The sequence below is a fragment of the Pseudomonas sp. BMW13 genome, from assembly GCF_013357275.1.
In the GTDB taxonomy this organism is placed as follows: Bacteria; Pseudomonadota; Gammaproteobacteria; order Pseudomonadales; family Pseudomonadaceae; genus Aquipseudomonas; species Aquipseudomonas khazarica.
In genome coordinates, this window is the sequence record NZ_SUKD01000070.1 from 1 (window position 1) to 523 (window position 523).

The following is a 523-nucleotide window of genomic DNA, read 5'->3' on the forward strand; positions in this document are numbered from 1 at the left end:
CGGCGGACAATATTTTTTATGGGGTTGCCGGCTACCCCTATAACTTTCCCCGCAAGATGGAGGATACGGAATGTCCCACTCCTTGAGCCCTTGGTTAGCTCGCAATCTGATAGGTCGATACCCATTCGCGGGTTTATCACTGGTGCTATTACTGGTCAGCGGTTGCATGGCCAAGGAGTCCGAGATGCTCGGTGCTCCTGTCGAGGGTTATAACCATACCTCTGCCGCTATCAACCGCTTTACCGTCAATGGTGCTGGAGGGCCAAATCTAGGCCCTTATAGCGGGGGCGGTGGGCAGGTGTGCTGTGGCTCGGTGCCGCGTTATTGGCGGCCTGGGCTCAGAGCTATTGTGGAGTGGGAGAAAGATCCCGACCCCAGGGCTTATGTGAATTGGCCGCCATTGGGTACCGACGCTTATAGAGAGGCTTATAAGAAACACGCAGCTAATTACACCCGCCACCGTGTAGTGGTGGAGATACCTCAATACCAAGAAGCCGGAACCTTGAAAGTGCACTTTTTGCCC

The 523-nt window shown here is 54.5% G+C and carries 1 protein-coding gene; it reads left to right on the plus strand.

Going from position 1 to position 523, the window contains the following annotated elements; genetic code table 11:
* Positions 1-184 precede the first annotated feature (184 nt).
* Positions 185-523, plus strand: a 339-nt coding sequence (locus E4487_RS24230; RefSeq protein WP_306669891.1) for a DUF3304 domain-containing protein, incomplete at its 3' end; no start/stop codon positions are given.